Below are 15,887 nucleotides of genomic sequence, written 5' to 3'. Positions count from 1 at the left end.
CGAAGGACCGAGACACCGAGACGGAACGGGGCGCTCGGAAGGACCGAGACACCGAGACGGAACGGGGCGCTCGGAAGGACCGAGACACCGAGACGGAACGGGGCGCTCGGAAGGACCGAGACACCGAGACGGACTGGGACACCGGTAAAGACCGGGACCGTCGGCGCTGATCCCGCTAGCTGCGGACCGTGCGCAGCAGGTGGTCGCGGACGCGGATCACGTCCGGGTTGTCCGGGACGCCCGGCCGCTGGACCAGGTAGCCGGTGTTGATCGGCGGGTCCTCGGGCTCGTGCAGCGGGACGAGGGCGCCCGAGGCCAGTTCGTCCGCGCACAGATAGCGGGGCAGCACGGAGAAGCCCGCGCCGGCCGCCACCGCGGCTTTCACCCCGCGCAGGTCCGGCACCGTGACGGCGGCGGGGCAGGACAGCCGGCGGCCGAAGACATGGCGCCAGTACCGGCGGGCGATGGGCAGGTCCTCCGCGTACGTCACCAGTGGCACCCCGTGCAGGACCGAGGGGCCCTCGGCGGCGAGCGGCTCCCTCAGCCGCTCGGCCCACGAGGGGGCCGCCACCAGCACGAACTCCTCGTCCATCAGCGGTACGGCGGACAGCGTCCGGCCCCGGGGGCGGACGGTGGCGATCACCAGGTCGTGCCGGCCGGCCCGCAGTTCGCCGAGCAGGGCGTCGGTCAGTCCGGTCGCCACCCGCAGCCGTACGCCGTCCGCCACGAGCGGTGCCAGCGCCGGCAGCGCGGTGACGCACAGGAACTCGGCGGGACCCGCGAGGTGCACCGGTGCGGCCGTACGGCCCGCAGCCGGGTCGGGGCCGGCGGCCCCGGCGAGCAGGTCGAGCCCCGGGGCGACCCGCACCGCCAGCTCGTCCGCCACGGCCGTCGGCGCGACGCCGCGCGGGAGCCGCTCGAACAGCTCACGCCCCGTCTGCCGTTCCAGGGTGCGCATCTGCGTCGTCACCGTGGGCTGCGACAGCCCGAGCAGCTGGGCAGCACCGGTGAACGAACCCGACCGGTACACGGCGAGGAACGTGCGCAGCAGATTGAGATCGAGAGGGCCGACATCGCTCACACGGACCATTCAAGCGTCTCGCGCCATAGGAATTCCAATGCCAGCCATCGGATTCCTCATTGGAACCCGATGGCTCGGCGCTCTACGTTCGATCGCGTCGCACCTCTCCCCCTGAAGGAAGCACCATGTCGAAGATCCTCTTTGTGATGACCGGCGCCGACCACTGGACGCTGGCCGACGGCACCAAGCACCCGACCGGCTTCTGGGCCGAGGAGGCCGTCACCCCGTACGAGACGTTCCGGGCCGGCGGTCACGAGATCGTCGTCGCCACGCCGGGCGGTGTCGTCCCCACCGTCGACCAGGCCAGCCTCGCTCCCGAGGCCAACGGCGGTCAGCAGGGCGCCGACCGGATCGCCGCCGCCCTCGCCTCGTTCGCCGAGATCCAGCACCCGGTCCGGCTGGAGGACGTCAGCCCGGACGACTACGACGCCGTCTTCTATCCCGGCGGCCACGGCCCCATGGAGGACCTCGCCGTCAGCCCCGCCTCCGGCAGGCTGCTCGTCGCTGCGCTCGACTCCGGCAAGCCGCTCGGCGTGGTCTGCCACGGACCGGCCGCGCTGCTCGCCGCCGAGCGCGGCGACGGTTCCAACGCCTTCGCCGGTTACCGCGTGGCCGCGTTCACCAACGCCGAGGAGACCCAGGCGGGATTGGCCGACAGGGCCAAGTGGCTGCTGCAGACGCGGCTCGAGGAAGCGGGCGTCGACGTACGCGCCGCCGAGCCGTGGGCGCCCCACGTGGTCGTCGACCGCAACCTGGTCACCGGCCAGAACCCCGCCAGCTCCGCCCCGCTCGCGGCCGAGCTGTTGAAGAAGCTGAGCTGAGGCAGGGCCGGCGGCCGGGGACCGCGCCCACCAGGGACTGGAAGGACCCGTTGCGACGGAAGCCGACGGCGACGGGTGGGGCCCCTCGCCGTCGGTGAGCGGTGCCCTGTCGCCGCCACGGCGGACCGCCAGTGATCTCGGCCGGACCGCCACGATCCCGGCCGCTGCTTGGATCTGCCGCCCCCCTCGACCATCAGACTCGACCAGGCCACTAAGGCCGTTTTTGCCCTGAATGATCCGGGTACTGCTCCGCCGAGGGGTCGTCCCGCTCTCGCCACGTCGCCCCGCTCCACCCCCGCCCTGGTGTGAAACCGTCTTCGAGGAGGGCTTCCGATGAATCAGCCGGAGCAGCAGCGGCCTCCCGGCGTCGAAGCCGAGATGGTGCCCAGGCCGCGGGGGGTGGTCACCGGCGGACAACCGATCCTCTGAACGGCGAGACTCGGTGGACTGGCACCCGCTGCGGCTGACCGCCCCCGTGAAGCGGCACGTGTTCGGCGGCCGCGCCCTGGCCGACCGGTGGGGCCGCACCGGCCTGCCCGACACCCCGGTCGCCGAGACCTGGGAGGTCAGCGACGTGGACGGCCAGGGTGCGACCGTGGCCGAGGGCCCACTGGCCGGGCACTCCTTGCGGCACCTGGTCGAGGAGTATCCGGACGAACTGGTCGGACACGGCTGGCGTGGGCCCCACTTCCCGGTGCTGACCAAGTTCATCGACGCCACCGGGCCACTGCCCGTCCATCTGCACGCCGACAACGTCACCGCCCGCCGCCTGGAGGGGCAACCCAACGGCAAGACCGAAGCCTGGCACATCCTGGACGCCGCCCCCGGCGCCACCGCTCTGGTCGGCGTGAGAGCCGGCGTCGACCGCGACCGGCTCCACCGGGCACTGCTGGCACAGGACTTCGACGCCGTCATGCGGCGTCTGCCGGTGCGCGCCGGGCAGACCCTCTACGTCCCCGGCGGAACCCTGCACAGCTTCGGCCCCGCCACCCTGGTCTACGAGATCGAGCAGACCTCGGACATCCAGCAGCACGCCATGCGGCACCGCATGGAGGACGGCTCCCCGATCGCCGAGGCGGAGTGGCATGCCAACCTGGAGCGCCTGCTGGACGAGTGGCGCCCCGAGCCCCGACCCGACTTCCAGCCCGGGCTGAGTATGCGGGTCGACGACGGCGTGGAGCGCACCATCCTGTGCGCCGGCCCCCATTTCGCCCTGGAGCGATGGCGGGCCGGCACCGCAGCGCCCTTGGTGCACAGGTTCACCACCGCGCTGGTGCTGAGCAACGCAGGCGCCCCGATCACCGTGGCCGCTCCCGGCTGGTCGGGGGAACTGGCCCGCGCCTGCACCCTGCTGCTGCCGGCCGCGCTGGGCAGCCTGCGGATCGAGGGACCGGCCGATGTGCTGCTCGGCTACCTGCCCGACCTGGAGCGCGACATCCGCGCACCCCTGCTCGCCGCCGGCCACGGCCCCGGCGCGATCGCTGCCCTGGGCGAAGAACTCCACCCGAGGTCGCCCGCCGACGCCCCCAGCCCGTGAATGCAACGACACCAACAGCTGCGAGAACTCTGAGAGAAGCCACAGAAATCCCAGGAGGTCACAGGGACTCGGAATCAATGCCCTGGGATATCCCTTCATGTCACGTCGGAAGGGGAGCACTCGGCGGAATCGGACCGACGCGGCTTTATGCGCAGGGTGTTCCTTGCGAGCGGTGCGGCTGCGTTCGCCACCATGGGAGGCCCCGGCGCACTGGCCTTCGCGGACGACGGCTCCGCCACCGCATCGGCCTCGCCCAGCGGCACCGCGAGTACGTCTCCCAGCGCGAGTCCCACGCACGGCACCGGCGGGGGCACGCTCGGCGCCCAGACGATCACCGAGGACTTCTACGGCCTGACCACCGACGGCAAACAGATCGACGGCCTGTTCACCCTCCACTCCCAGGGTGTCGACACCGCGCCGGTCGTCGCAGCCGCCGAGGCGTTCCTGGCGGGGCTCAGCGACACCCAGAGGTCGGCGACGCAGTTCACCGTCCGCTCCGCCGAGTGGCGCCTGTGGAGCAATCTGGATCCGGGCGAGTTCAAGCGGCAGGGCGTCACCCTGGCTGACCTGACGGTTAGTCAGAACGCTGGACCGTGATGGGCACACCGTAGGCCACGGAGCCCTGGGGTTTCCAGTTCGACGGCCACCACCTGGTCGTCAACTACTTCGGGCTGGGCGACCAGGTCGTCATGAGCCCCTGCTTCTGGGGATCGGAACCGACCTGCCTGGAGATCGACGGCGAGACCGTCTCGGTCTGCCAGGAGAAGGTCGAGGCGAGCCTGGCGTTCATCCAGTCGCTCACCGAGGCCCAGCAGAAGACCGCGATCACAACAGCAGGCACTCACCCGGCCGTCGTGCGCAGCGCTTCCTCTACCTGGCGAACCCGCCACTCCTCGACCGTGTCCTGTTGTCGCCGGGCCCGTTCGAGGAGCGTGTCGAGCCGGGCAGGGTCCAGGCGGTCGTCCGTCGCGCTGAGCCGGCGCAGGGTCTGCCATCCGGCCGCCTTGCCCTCGATCCCCAGCCGCAGCGCTTCCAGATCCAGCACGACTCCGAGCGGGGAGCGGCGTACCAGGCGACCGTTGGGCTTCAGCCGCCCCGCCTTCTCCCCCGCCCAGCCCGCGCACACCTTGTAGCCGCGAAGGGGAACGCCGAGATCCCGCATGATGCCGATCAACGCTGCCCGGTCCTGCGCGATCTCTGCTGCGACGGGCCCGAGCGCGCGGCCCAGCGCGGAGCCACGGGCGGTGCGCACCAGATGGGCGGCACGTTCGGTGCCGACCGTCGCGCCGGCCAGGTGGTCGTTGAGATAGATGCCGAGCAACTTCATGCCGACGCCTTCTCCGGTGGGGCGGTGCCGGAGCGCGCCGGAGTTCGGGAGGGTGTTCATCTGCGGGCTCCTTCGGTTGCCGGGGGATGTCCCTGGCGCGAGCGACGGACGTCAGTCCGCGCCGGGAGGGAGGTAGTACGTCTGTCTCAGGAACGCGGCCATGTCGTGCAGGGCCTGCGTGTATCCGGCTCTGTAGTGTGCGTCGACGTCGGTCCGGCGGCCTTCGGCCTCCGCCCAGGCGTCGAGGTGCCGAGCGATGCGCAGGTGGTTGCGGTACAGGGCGCCGTGCCTTCCGCCGAGCGCGGCTCGCGCACGCTGCTCGTCCCAGTCCTCCAGGTCGCCGGTGTCGAAGGCGAGCAGGTCGTCGTCAGTCTGCGGCACCGTCGTCCTCCTCTCCTCAGGTCGGTCTCCGCCGTCACGGGTACCGCGCTGTCCCCGTGCGATGTCCGAGTGCGGGCACCGTCGGGGCTGACGGACGGGACTCTCTGGCTGACGCAGGTGATGGTTGAAGGGTCAACTGGCCGACAGCCCGCGCCGCCTAGGACCCGCCCAGACATCGATCCGGTCGTTCTCATGGTCCCGCCGGGCTGTCATGCCGACTGCGCCCAGCCGGGGGAATCACGTGTTCCGGGAGTGCCACGAGTGGCCGGACGGTGTCGCCGGTGACCACACTCGATGGCGGACCTGTGCTCGTGCGTCCGCGGCAGGGTACCCGCCGACGCACGAGCCGCCCTGCCCCAGGAGGCACCCCCCATGCCCTTCAACCCCTTGGAACAGCGGGGTATCCCGCTGGACCGGCAGCTGCGCAGCTGGCGTGAGCTGAACGTGCAGCCCATCGACCCCGACCGATGCGACCCCTACACCCGGTGCCGGATCATCACGATGAACGGCGTCGAGGTGGAGGCGATCCTGTTCAGCCACCAGCTCGCCCGCAACACGGCCGACCCGGAGGTCAAGCGGCAGCTGGCACGGACCCGGTACATCGAGGCGCAGCAGCAGAAGGTGGTCAACTGGCTGCTGCCGGGCGTGTCGTCGGTGCTGGAGACGACGATCGCCTACGAGCAGGTCGCGGTGGACCTCACCGCCTGGGTGGCGCGGATGGAGCCCGATCCGTATCTGAAGCAGGCCTACCAGTTCGGTGTGCTGGAGGACTTCGACCACCTGTACCGGTACGCCAACCTGTACGAGATGATCGAGCACCGCAAGGCGGAGTCGATCGTCGACAACCTCACCGAGGTCATGCCGGGCCGGCCCACGAGGTTCCACCACCGCGACCCGGTCGACAACGTCCGCGACCCGTACGACAAGGACGCGACAAACCCGCTGTCGAAGCTGCACGCGCTGACCATCATGTCGGCGGAGCAGCAGACGATGAACTTCTACATGAACACCGGCCCCACCTACATGGAGCCGATCGCCCGCCAGCTCTACCAGGAGATCGGGCTGATCGAGGAGGAACACGTCACGCACTACGAGTCCCTCGTCGACCCGGGCGAGACGTGGTGGGAGCAGCTGGTCAACCACGAGTACAACGAGTGCTACCTGTACTACTCCTTCATGGAGCAGGAAAGCGACCCCAAGGTCAAGGCGATCTGGGAGCTGCACCTCAACATGGAGCTGGAGCACCTGCACACCGCCTGCGATCTGATGCGCCGCCACGACGGCCGCGACCCGCAGGAGATCCTGGCTCCGGAGCTTCCCAACGTGCTCACCTTCGAGCCGAACAAGCAGTACCTGCGCGAACTTCTGGACACCCAGATGGACCTGACCACGCTCGGCGCCGGCTATGTGCGCGAGGCCCACGAGCGGTTCGAGAAGATGCAGGAGCAGATCCACGGCGGCGAAGCCCCGCCGAGCGACCGCGTGATGGCGGAACACGACGAGATGTTCGGCCGCGAATACCGCGTCCAGACCGAGGGCGAGCACCCCGACCCCTCCCAGCGCGAGAAGTGAGGGGCAGGCGCATGTCCGAACTGCACACGCCCCAGACCGGTGACGACCGGGCGCCCGACATCGACGTGGTGGCCCTGCTGATGCGTCAGCACGGGGACATCCGCAACCTCTTCGACGAGGTCGAGCGGAGCCAGGGCGAGGAGCGCCGGGACGCCTTCCGTCGCCTCGTACGGCTGCTGGCCGTGCACGAGACCGCCGAGGAAGAGGTCGTCCACCCCTTCGTCCGCATGGCGGTCGACGGTGGCGAGCAGGTCGTCAAGGATCGCCTGGCGGAGGAGAAGTCGGCGAAGGAGACCCTCGCGGCGCTGGACGAGATGGACACCGACGACCCCCGGTTCATGCCCCGGCTCATGCAGCTGCGCACCGAGGTGCAGGAGCACGCGCGGGCGGAGGAGCGTTACGAGTTCTCGCACATCCGCCGCAGCACCGACGTGACGAACCTCGCCGCGATGGCCAAGGCCGTCAAGGCCGCCGAGGCCATGGCCCCCACCCGGCCGCACCCCGGGGTCGAGGCCGCCTCGGCCAACGTGGCCGTCGGCCCGGTGGCCGCACTCATGGACCGCACCAAAGACGCCGTCCGCAAGGCGATGGGCAAGCACTGAGGTCTCCACCGCGTCCCGCACGGGCAGTCCGTGCGGGACGCGCCCATGCACCGACGCTCCCAGTGCAGTACGGGCCCGGCCGGTAGGCGGCGGCAAGGAACACGCGCGGGGCCGGGTCAGGGCTCCGGCCGGCTCTCGTCCGGGCCGCTCACCACGGTGAGCAGATCGTCCCGGGCGGCCAGGGCGTCCAGGGAGAGGGTGCGGTAGCCGACGTCGTCGAAGAGTACGGTGATGCGGTCCCCGTCCTCGCTCAGCACGGTGCCGCGGCCCCACTCGCCGTGCCGTACGGCGGCTCCGGGCGGATAGGCGCCGGCCTCCGGATGCCGGCCGGTGCTCGTCGCGTCGCCGTCGCCGCTCTCCTGCTCGTCGCACATGTCGCAGTTGCCGCACGGGGCCTCGTACTCCTCGCCGAAGTACCCCAGCAGGAAGCGCCTCCGGCAGCCGGTGGTCTCGGCGTACGCCCGTGCCATGTCCACTCTCGAGCGGTCCATGCGCTTGTGGGCCTCGGCGGTGTCCACGGCTCGGCTCACTGCGCGCGACGGTGCCGTGCCCGGGACCGGTCGGACGGCGCCCGAGGCGTCCGTGACCAGGGCACCGGCTTCCTCCAGCAGGTTCACGGCCGTCGTGACCCTGGCGCGCGACATGCCGGTGTCCCGTCGCAGTTCGTCCAGACCCGGTGGAGCGTCGCGGTGGGCGTGGACCGCCTGTACGACCGCGTCCACGGCCTGGGGGCGGGGTGTGCGGCTGCTGAAGTACGCCTGCATTCCCGTGTCCTCGGTGCGGTAGTGCAGTACGGCGAGGGCGGGTTGTCCGTCGCGCCCGCAGCGCCCGATCTCCTGGTAGTAGGCGTCCAGGGAGCCCGGCAGCGACGCGTGCAGCACGAACCGCACGTTCTCCTTGTCGATGCCCATCCCGAAGGCCGAGGTCGCCACCACGACATCCAGGTCACCGGAGAGGAACGCCTCGTGGATCCGGCGGCGTTCGGCGGCGCGCAGGCCCGCGTGGTAGGCGGAGGCGGCAAGCCCGAGGGAGGCCAGCTCCGCGGCGTAGGACTCGCTGTCCTTGCGCGTCGCCGCGTAGACGATGCCGGGCTTGGGAGCCGCGGCGGCGTCCTCCAGGACACGGGAGCGCCGTTCGTCGTCGTCGAGGTGGCGGCTCACCTCGAGTCTGATGTTGGGACGGTCGAATCCGGTGACCAGCTGCCGCGGCCTGTCCATGCCGAGCCGTTCGACGATGTCCTGCCGTACGGGAGGCGCGGCGGTCGCCGTGAGCGCGAGGACGGGCGGCCGGCCCAGCCGCCGTACCGCCTGCGCCAGGCGCAGGTAGTCGGGCCGGAAATCATGGCCCCATGAGGAGACGCACTGGGCCTCGTCCACCACGAAGAGGGCGGGGTGCGCCTCGGTCAGCCGCTGTACGACCTCGTCCTTGGCCAGTTGCTCCGGGGACAGGTAGATGTAGCGCACCGAGCCCTCCCGTACCGCTGCCCAGGCCTCCTCGGTCCTGGCCGCGCCGAGGTCGGAGTTCACGGCGACGGCTTCCGGGCCGCCGTCGCCGCCGGGCAGTCCCGCGATCTGGTCCCGCTGCAGGGCGAGCAGCGGTGACACGACGACGACCGGCCCGGACAGCAGCAGGGCGGGAACCTGGTACACGGCGGACTTGCCGGATCCGGTCGGCATGACGACGAGACAGTCCCGTCCCTGAAGCACCCACTCCATGGCGGTGAGCTGTTCGGGACGCAGTTCCTCCCAGCCGAACACCTCGGCGGCCGTCTCCCGCAGCCGCCCGGCCCACCGTCTGCGGGCCGGCGGTCCTTCCCCGGTCATGGCACGCTCCTCGCTGGCGGGGGGCTGTCCTGGGTACCCCGGCCTCCGGCGAGTACCCGGGCACGACGGTCAGGTGCTCAGATGGCGTTGCAACCAGTCGGCGGCGGCACGGCGGAAGAGCCGGCGGTTGTCGGCGCGGAGGAACTCGTGGCCTTCGTCGCGCAGGGTGAGCAGTTCGGCGGTCACACCGCGCTCGCGCGCCGCCCGGACGAACTGTTCCGACTCCCCCGGCGGCACATTGGTGTCGTGCTCCCCGTGCACGGCGAGCACCGGCGCCCGCAGCTCGTCGATGCGGCTCATCGGTGACAGCGCCCGCAGCAGTTCGCGGTCGCGTTCGGGGTGGCCGTACTTGTGGGCCGCCGACTGGGCGATCCAGGGTTCGGTGCCCTCGAAGAACGTCGCGAGGTCCGACATGCCGCACACGGCGACTCCGGTGCGGAAGAGGTCCGGGTGCCAGACCAGAGAGGCGAGCGTGAGATAGCCGCCGTACGAGCGGCCCATCACCGCCAGCCGGGCGGGATCGGCCGGGCCGGCCAGGACCGCGTGGGCGGCGCAGTCCGCCACGTCCTCGATCGCGGCGAACCGTCCCCTTCCCAGGTCGGCGTCGACGAACGACCGGCCGTAGCCGGAGGATCCGCGGACGTCGGGTGCGAAGACGTCCAGCCCTCGCCCGAGGATCTCGTGGTACAGCGGATTGAGGACGGGGCGCTCCTGGTCCTCGGGGCCGCCGTGCAGATGGATGACACAGGGCGCCGGTTCGCCGGGGCCGCGGCCCGGCGCGCGGTAGTACCAGCCGTTCAGCGGCAGCCCGTCCCGGGCGGTGGGGCGCAGCGGGACCGGTCGCACGGGCGGGCGGCCCGGCGGAACGGCGTCCTCGTCGCGTGACGACCACGGGGTGCGCACCGGCGTCGCGCCGCCGGGCAGCCACCAGATGCCGGGGCGGCGGCGGGACCCGGACAGAGCGAGCAGCAGCCGGGGGCCGGCGTGCGTGATGCGCGTGACCACTTCGTGGGGCAGGGACACGGGCCGGGACGGGCCCGGGTCCGCCGCGGGCCGAGCGGAGGCGTCCGTGTCCAGCACCTCCAGCTCGCTCATGCCCCGGACGTTCCAGGCGAGCACGGCGTGACTGCCGTCGCGGGCACACCGCAGCAGCTCCAGGTCGGTGCTCTCCCGCGAGGCGCCGACCGACCAGCCGCGCGGTTGCCCTTCCGGGTCGAGCCCGGCGGCGAGAAGGACCGCGAACTCCCGGTGGGCGTTGCTGCGCAGCCAGAGGGTGTCCGCGCGGGGTGAGAAACTGCCGATCCACGGGTCCCCGTCGGCCACCGGCATCACGAGGGTCGTCACGCGGTCGGCGGTGCGCAGCACGACCGCCTCGCGCCGGCCGCGGGGTCCCCGGCGCAGCAGTGCGAGCGCGCCGTCCCGGCTGAGATCGCACACGCGCAGCGTCGCCGCGTCCTTCTCGGCGGCGAGCAGGACGGGGGCGGCGACGCCGTCGGGGTCGACGAGGTACGCCGACAGTCCGTCGCCGAATCCGGCCGCCGGGGCGGTGCCGCCGCCCGGTGCGCCGATCGCCGCCGTCTCCACGGCGAGTACGGGTGACGGCAGTGCGGGTCCGGCGTCCGTGTGGGGTGGCGGGCCGAGCAGTTCCGTGTCGCCCGTCCGGCCCGGCCAGGGCGCCGGCAGCCGGCCGTCGGACGGGCCGGGGCCGGACGCACCGGCCTCCGCCGTGGCGTCCGGGGCGGGTACGGCGGTGGGGACCGCGACGGTGACCGCGAGCGCCGATCCGTCGTGGGCCCAGCAGCCCAGGTGGGCGGAGCTGCCCGGCTCGGCTCCGGCCAGGATGTGCCGGTCGCTGCCGTCGGGGCGGACACACAGCACTCGGGTGTGCTCACCGCCGCCGGGGGCGGTGGTGTAGGCGATCCAGCGGCCGTCGGGCGACCAGGACACCTCCGTCACGGGGTCCTGTCCGTCGTCGAGCAGGCGCACGGCCTCGCCGTCGACCGGACCCGTCCAGAGCTGGGGCACACCGCCTCGGTCGCAGATGAAGGCGACCTGTGTGCCGGCGGGGTCGGCCGAGGGGTACCAGCAGCCGTGCGCGATGAGCCGGGTCGTCGCGTCGCGCGGCCCGGAGGCGTTCGGCAGCGGGACGCGGGCGGGCGCGGCGAAGGCGGTCCTGCGGCCGTCCGGGGCCGGCGGGGGCGGGTCGGCGGTCCGATTCAGGTGGGTGGCCGCAGGCCGCTCGGCACCGGCCGTGCCGGCCTCGGGATGCCGTACCGCGGGGAGTTCCCCGGTCAGATTCCGTGCGTCTGCAGCCATATCTCCAGCAAAGCCACTTGCCACAGTGCGTTCGCTCCGCGCTTGGTGCGGTGCCGGTCGGGGGCCGCCAGGAGTTCGGCGACGTAGGAGTCCTGGAAGAGCCCGCGCCGCTTGGCCTCGGGGGCGGCCAGCGCCTCACGCACCTTGTCCAGGACGGGTCCGGCCATGTGGGTGATCGCCGGGACCGGGAAGTAGCCCTTGGGGCGGTCGACCACCTCGCGGGGCAGCAGTTTGCGGCCGGCCTCCTTCAAGACGCCCTTGCCGCCGTCGGCCAGCTTCAGCTCCGGCGGACACGCGGCCGCCAGCTCGACCAGTTCGTGGTCCAGGAAGGGCACGCGGGCCTCCAGGCCCCAGTCCATCGTCATGTTGTCGACCCGCTTGACCGGGTCGTCCACCAGCATGACATGGGTGTCGAGGCGCAGGGCGGCGTCGAGCGCGGTCTCGGCCCCGGGCACCGCCATGTGCTCGCGGACGAAGCGGCCGGAGACGTCGTCCCGCGGCAGCATGTCCGGTTGCAGCATCGCGGCGAGGTCGGCGTGCGGCCGGTCGAAGTACGTCTCGGCATACTTCTGCGGCTCGTCCTCGCGGGCCGCGCAGGCCAGTTGCGGGTACCAGTGGTAGCCGGCGAAGACCTCGTCGGCGCCCTGCCCGCTCTGGACGACCTTGACGTTCCTGGACACCTGCTCGGACAGCAGATGGAAGGCGACCACGTCGTGGCTCATCATGGGCTCGCTCATCGCCGCGACCGCCGCGTCCAGGGCCGTCGACACGCGCTGCGAGGGAACCACCAGCTGCTGGTGGTCGGTGGCGAACTCCCTGGCCACCAGGTCGGAGTAGCGGAACTCGTCCCCCTCGTCGCCGCCCTCCGCCTCGAAGCCCACGCTGAACGTGGCCAGGTCCCGCTGCCCCTCGTCGGCCAGCAGGGCCACGATCAGGCTGGAGTCCAGTCCCCCGGACAGCAGGACCCCGACCGGGACGTCGGCGACCATCCGCCGCCGTACGGCGGTGCGCAGCGCGTCCAGCACCGCGTCCCGCCACTCGGCGGGGCCCATGCCGGCGTGCTCGGGCCGGCGCGTGTACGACGGCTGCCAGTAGCAGTGGTCCCGGTAGGCGCCGTCCGGCTCGACGACCCGCACGGTGGCCGGGGGAAGCTTGCGCACCCCCGCCAGCACGGTCCGGGGCGCGGCCACGGTCGCGTGCCAGCTGAGGTACTGGTGCACGGCGGCCGGGTCGAGCGAGGTGTCCACGCCACCGGCCGCGAGCAGGGCGGGCAGCGAGGAGGCGAAGCGCAGCCGCCCCGGGGTCTGTGCCAGGTACAGGGGCTTGATGCCGAGCCGGTCGCGGCCCAGGATCAGGCGGCCGGTCCGGTGCTCGAAGAGGGCGAAGGCGAACATGCCGTGGAAGTGGTCGACACAGGAGGTACCCCACTGCCGGTACGCCGTGAGCACCACCTCGGTGTCGGAGGTGGACAGGAACCGGTGGCCGAGGCCCTTCAGTTCCGCGCGCAGCTCCTTGTAGTTGTAGATGCACCCGTTGAAGACACCGGTGATCTCCTGCTCGGTGTCGGTCAGGGGCTGGGTCCCGCGCTCGGAGAGGTCGATGATCTTCAGACGGCGGTGCCCCAGCGCCACGGCGTCCCGTGACCAGACACCCCGGCCGTCGGGTCCGCGGGCGGCAAGCCGGTCCGTCATGCGCTCGACGGCCGCCAGATCGGGACGCGTGCCGTCGAAGCGCATCTCTCCGCTCAGCCCGCACATCCGGAACCACCTCCCCGCTGCGCGCACGTGGGGTGCGGGGTGGGCGGCGGTGAGGTACCCCGTGGGCCGCCCACCGGTGTGTGGCCGGGACTGATCGACACGGTCGTGCTTCTCCTTCGCGAGGACAGAGACTCCTCTTCCACTCTGCTGCGCACGGTCACGGCACTCCTGAGGTGACGGGCGAACGCTGACTGCCTCACCCGGGAATCGACCCGCCCCGCCGGTCCACCGGAGGCGAGCTGTGCACCTCCGACTTCCCACCAGGCGCACGACTCATGCAGGGATGCTCTAAAGAGAGCATGCCCTCACAGATGAGCACCTTGACACAGGAGCCCGGATTCAGCGAGAGGACGTTTGTACGAGCGAAGACGGTACAGACGAGGAGCTAACACAGTCCTTATACGACGAGACGGAGACGCACATGGGCATCATCGCGTGGATCATCATCGGCCTGCTCGCCGGCGCCATCGCCAAGGCCATCATGCCGGGCAAGGACCCCGGCGGCATCATCATCACCATGCTCATCGGCGTGGCCGGTGGTCTGCTCGGTGGCTGGCTCGGCAAGGTGATCTTCGGCGTCGACTCCATCGACGGGTTCTTCGACCTCTCCACCTGGATAGCCGCGATCGTCGGCTCCCTCATCCTCCTCGCCCTGTACCGCCTCATCACCGGCAACCGGCACTCGCACCGTCACGCATGGCGCTGACGCCGAACCCGTCAGGGCGACACTCCAGACGGCTCCCACCCTGGCCCCCAGGGGGGAGCCTTCGCCGCGTGCACTTCTCAGCGCCTGCGCTTCCCGGTCACCCGCGGGTACCGGACAACGCGCCAACGGTACGCCGGATTTCTCTCTCGCGCTGCTAAATTCGCGACCGAGGGAAGTCCCGTTTCCCTTGACGCGCGCACGAAGCCAGGAAATTCGGGACATCCCTTCGTGTCTGGCAAGGCATCACTGCCCTACCGGTTCTGCAATGGGACCGGCAGCCGCAATCAACACGTGGTTCGGCAATCCCGGCTCCTCCGAACTGACCCTGATGGAGGAATTTCCCACGGACTTCCGCTATCTCCTGGGTCTGCAGGAAATGGTGCCGGTCGGCATGGCCGACGGCTTCTCGCAGGTCACCGGACGTCCCGCCCTGGTCATGCTGCACACCGCGCCCGGTCTCGGCAACGGCATGGGCGCCCTGTACAACGCCTACCTGAACAAGACGCCGCTCATCGTCATCGCGGGCAACCAGCGTCGGACCATGCAGAATCAGAAGACGCTCCTGACCAACGAGGACGCCACCATGGTCCCGCGTCCGTTCGTGAAATGGACGGCCGAGCCGGCCATTGCGAGCGAGGTACCCGCGGTCCTCGCCCGTGCCATCCACGTCGCGATGTCCCCGCCCACCGGACCGGTCTTCGTCTCGGTGCCGATGGACGACGCGGCCTACGAGCTCAGCGACGCGCAGGTCGCGGAGATCGAGGTGATCCGGGACCGCGAGGTCACCCACGCCGGAGGGTTCCGAAAGGACCTGGCGAAGAAGATCGCCGGCCGGCTGTCCGACGCGAAGTCGCCCGCCTTCGTGGTCCACGGCGACCTGGAGCACGCCGGAGCCTGGGAACCGGTCGTGAAGCTGGCCGAGCGGACCAAGGCCGCCGTGTGGACGGCGCCGCTGCCGGGCCTGTCCGGGTTCCCGGAGAACCACCCCCTCTACCAGGGCCTGCTCCCGCCCGGCGCCGGCTGGATCTCGGAAGAGCTGAAGGGCCACGACCTCGTCGTGGCCCTGGGCGGCCCGGTCTTCCGCTACTACCCCTATGTCCCCGGCCCGTATCTGCCCGAGGGCACATCCCTCATCCACATCACGAGCGACCCGGACGAGGCCGCCCGCGCACCCGTCGGCGACGCCTACGTGGCGGACATCCGGGCCGCCGTGGAGGCTGTGCTGGGCGAGATCCCCGAATCGTCGCGCACGGCCCCCCGGACCCGGCCCGAGGTACCGCGCCCGGAACGGGCCGAAGCCCCGATGCCGGCCGCGGACCTGTGGACGGCCGTCGGCCACGCCGCCCCGGCGGATGCCCTGTTCGTGACCGAAGCCGGTTCCAACGAAGTCCCCATCACGTCGTACGTACGGCCCGGCGCCGCCCTCTCCCAGATGTCCGCCGTCGGCGGGGGCCTCGGGTTCGGGCTGCCCGCCGCTGTCGGCGCTCAACTCGACACCCCGGACCGCCCGGTGATCGCCCTCATGGGCGACGGGCCGATGCACTACGCGATCACGTCCCTGTGGACCGCTGCCCGCCACAAGGTCCCGCTGACGATCGTCGTCTCCTCCAACGAGGAGTACGGCGTCCTCAAGCAGTTCGCCGTGATCGAGAGCGCCGCCGGAGTTCCCGGACTGGACCTGCCCGAGCTGAATATCGTGGCCACAGCCGCGAGTTACGGCGTCGACGCTCACGAAGCCACCGACACCGACGAGGTCGCCGACATGCTTCGCGCCGGAGTCGAAGACCGGGAACGCCCGACCCTCATCAACGTCCGGACGAACAGGGCCGAGAAGCGCGCTCCCCGCCTGACCTGAGCCCACCGGGCCCGGTGGGGATGCCGGTGAACGCGCCCTTCTTCACCATCGACGATCGGCACAGCTCAGCCCCAGGCTGGTGCTGAGCCGGTCGGCCGCTCCGCCCATG

Annotated in this window: 13 protein-coding genes and 1 pseudogene; 8 read left to right on the top strand and 6 right to left on the bottom strand. The window is 71.4% G+C overall.

What is annotated here, in order from left to right; all coding sequences use genetic code 11:
• Positions 1-175: 175 nt before the first annotated feature.
• Positions 176-1,081, bottom strand: coding sequence for a LysR family transcriptional regulator (locus AB0950_RS10920; protein WP_360146118.1), 906 nt, complete (start codon positions 1,079-1,081; stop codon positions 176-178).
• 125 nt (positions 1,082-1,206) lie between these two features.
• On the opposite strand from AB0950_RS10920, the gene AB0950_RS10915 reads away from it, so the two are divergent.
• The 4 genes and pseudogenes from AB0950_RS10915 to AB0950_RS10900 form a co-directional block, all read left to right on the top strand.
• Complete coding sequence (locus tag AB0950_RS10915) at positions 1,207-1,902, top strand: type 1 glutamine amidotransferase domain-containing protein (RefSeq protein WP_366778337.1); 696 nt, start codon at positions 1,207-1,209, stop codon at positions 1,900-1,902.
• 442 nt (positions 1,903-2,344) lie between these two features.
• The gene (locus tag AB0950_RS10910; RefSeq protein ID WP_360146124.1) at positions 2,345-3,439 is read left to right on the top strand and encodes a mannose-6-phosphate isomerase; all 1,095 of its coding nucleotides are present in this window, start codon (positions 2,345-2,347) and stop codon (positions 3,437-3,439) included.
• A 192-nt stretch (positions 3,440-3,631) separates the two neighbouring features.
• On the top strand, positions 3,632-4,036 hold the full coding sequence (locus tag AB0950_RS10905; protein ID WP_366778336.1) for a DUF3500 domain-containing protein: 405 nt from the start codon (positions 3,632-3,634) through the stop codon (positions 4,034-4,036).
• Between the two features lie 53 nt (positions 4,037-4,089).
• Positions 4,090-4,245, top strand: a pseudogene (locus tag AB0950_RS10900) (DUF3500 domain-containing protein); the annotation flags it as partial.
• A gap of 35 nt (positions 4,246-4,280) precedes the next feature.
• Here AB0950_RS10900 and AB0950_RS10895 read toward each other — a convergent pair.
• Together AB0950_RS10895 and AB0950_RS10890 are read right to left on the bottom strand one after the other, a co-directional pair.
• A complete protein-coding gene (locus tag AB0950_RS10895) occupies positions 4,281-4,826 on the bottom strand; it encodes a hypothetical protein (RefSeq protein ID WP_366778335.1) in 546 nt (181 codons plus the stop codon).
• Between the two features lie 51 nt (positions 4,827-4,877).
• The gene (locus AB0950_RS10890; RefSeq protein ID WP_360146133.1) at positions 4,878-5,147 is read right to left on the bottom strand and encodes a hypothetical protein; all 270 of its coding nucleotides are present in this window, start codon (positions 5,145-5,147) and stop codon (positions 4,878-4,880) included.
• Between the two features lie 372 nt (positions 5,148-5,519).
• Between AB0950_RS10890 and AB0950_RS10885 the strand changes: the two genes are divergently transcribed.
• A complete protein-coding gene (locus tag AB0950_RS10885) occupies positions 5,520-6,719 on the top strand; it encodes a hypothetical protein (RefSeq protein WP_366778334.1) in 1,200 nt (399 codons plus the stop codon).
• Positions 6,720-6,730: 11 nt separating this feature from the next.
• The gene (locus AB0950_RS10880; RefSeq protein ID WP_366778333.1) at positions 6,731-7,321 is read left to right on the top strand and encodes a hemerythrin domain-containing protein; all 591 of its coding nucleotides are present in this window, start codon (positions 6,731-6,733) and stop codon (positions 7,319-7,321) included.
• A 116-nt stretch (positions 7,322-7,437) separates the two neighbouring features.
• Here AB0950_RS10880 and AB0950_RS10875 read toward each other — a convergent pair whose 3' ends face one another.
• From AB0950_RS10875 to AB0950_RS10865, 3 genes are all read right to left on the bottom strand, one after another.
• Positions 7,438-9,144, bottom strand: coding sequence for a RecQ family ATP-dependent DNA helicase (locus AB0950_RS10875; protein WP_360146142.1), 1,707 nt, complete (start codon positions 9,142-9,144; stop codon positions 7,438-7,440).
• A 69-nt stretch (positions 9,145-9,213) separates the two neighbouring features.
• Positions 9,214-11,460 (bottom strand): prolyl oligopeptidase family serine peptidase, encoded by a 2,247-nt coding sequence (locus AB0950_RS10870; protein WP_366778332.1) that lies wholly within the window; start codon positions 11,458-11,460, stop codon positions 9,214-9,216.
• Positions 11,436-13,217, bottom strand: a complete 1,782-nt coding sequence (locus AB0950_RS10865) for an N-acetylglutaminylglutamine amidotransferase (protein WP_360573565.1) — start codon at positions 13,215-13,217, stop codon at positions 11,436-11,438. The genes AB0950_RS10870 and AB0950_RS10865 overlap by 25 nt, the downstream gene beginning before the upstream one ends.
• 421 nt (positions 13,218-13,638) lie before the next feature.
• Between AB0950_RS10865 and AB0950_RS10860 the strand changes: the two genes are divergently transcribed.
• Positions 13,639-13,923 (top strand): GlsB/YeaQ/YmgE family stress response membrane protein, encoded by a 285-nt coding sequence (locus AB0950_RS10860; RefSeq protein ID WP_360146151.1) that lies wholly within the window; start codon positions 13,639-13,641, stop codon positions 13,921-13,923.
• Between the two features lie 265 nt (positions 13,924-14,188).
• Positions 14,189-15,778, top strand: a complete 1,590-nt coding sequence (mdlC, locus tag AB0950_RS10855) for a benzoylformate decarboxylase (protein ID WP_366778331.1) — start codon at positions 14,189-14,191, stop codon at positions 15,776-15,778.
• Positions 15,779-15,887 lie beyond the last annotated feature (109 nt).

Source organism: Streptomyces sp. NPDC007189, assembly GCF_040703635.1.
Lineage (GTDB): Bacteria > Actinomycetota > Actinomycetes > Streptomycetales > Streptomycetaceae > Streptomyces.
This window is presented reverse-complemented; position numbering and strand designations above follow the sequence as displayed.

Coding starts and splice junctions, on each gene's coding strand:
- AB0950_RS10915 (WP_366778337.1), top strand. CDS start 1,207: ATGTCGAAGATCCTCTTTGTGATGACCGGCGCCGACCACTGGACGCTG.
- AB0950_RS10905 (WP_366778336.1), top strand. CDS start 3,632: ATGGGAGGCCCCGGCGCACTGGCCTTCGCGGACGACGGCTCCGCCACC.
- AB0950_RS10895 (WP_366778335.1), bottom strand. CDS start 4,826: ATGAACACCCTCCCGAACTCCGGCGCGCTCCGGCACCGCCCCACCGGA.
- AB0950_RS10885 (WP_366778334.1), top strand. CDS start 5,520: ATGCCCTTCAACCCCTTGGAACAGCGGGGTATCCCGCTGGACCGGCAG.
- AB0950_RS10880 (WP_366778333.1), top strand. CDS start 6,731: ATGTCCGAACTGCACACGCCCCAGACCGGTGACGACCGGGCGCCCGAC.
- AB0950_RS10875 (WP_360146142.1), bottom strand. CDS start 9,144: ATGACCGGGGAAGGACCGCCGGCCCGCAGACGGTGGGCCGGGCGGCTG.
- AB0950_RS10870 (WP_366778332.1), bottom strand. CDS start 11,460: ATGGCTGCAGACGCACGGAATCTGACCGGGGAACTCCCCGCGGTACGG.
- AB0950_RS10865 (WP_360573565.1), bottom strand. CDS start 13,217: ATGTGCGGGCTGAGCGGAGAGATGCGCTTCGACGGCACGCGTCCCGAT.
- AB0950_RS10860 (WP_360146151.1), top strand. CDS start 13,639: ATGGGCATCATCGCGTGGATCATCATCGGCCTGCTCGCCGGCGCCATC.
- mdlC (WP_366778331.1), top strand. CDS start 14,189: ATGGGACCGGCAGCCGCAATCAACACGTGGTTCGGCAATCCCGGCTCC.